The organism is Alcanivorax sp. HI0044, from assembly GCF_001634945.1.
The window spans coordinates 1-299 of the sequence record NZ_LWEZ01001782.1 but is presented as its reverse complement, the minus strand read 5'-3'; the positions used below and the strand labels follow the sequence as shown (position 1 = coordinate 299).

The 299-nt window shown below is 59.9% G+C and carries 1 pseudogene; it reads left to right on the top strand.

Annotation, left to right across the window (positions count from 1 at the left end):
- Positions 1-14 precede the first annotated feature (14 nt).
- Positions 15-299, top strand: a pseudogene (locus A3730_RS26685) (2',3'-cyclic-nucleotide 2'-phosphodiesterase); the annotation flags it as partial.

Below are 299 nucleotides of genomic sequence, written 5' to 3'. Positions count from 1 at the left end.
ACACAGGAAACACCATGAAAGCTTCACTGCGATCCCTGCTCGCTCTGTCGCTGGCCGGCGGCGCTTTGCTCAGCGGCTGCGGCGGCGATAATGACAACTCTTCCTCCCAACAGGACGCCCCCCCCCGGGTGGATCTGCGTTTGATGGAAACCACCGACATCCACGCCAACGTGATGGACTACAACTACTACAGTGACAGCGTAGATAACGGCCATGGACTGGTGCGCACCGCCATGCTGGTCAAGCAGGCCCGCGCCGAAATCACCTACCCGGAAAACGCTGCGTTAGTCGATAACGGC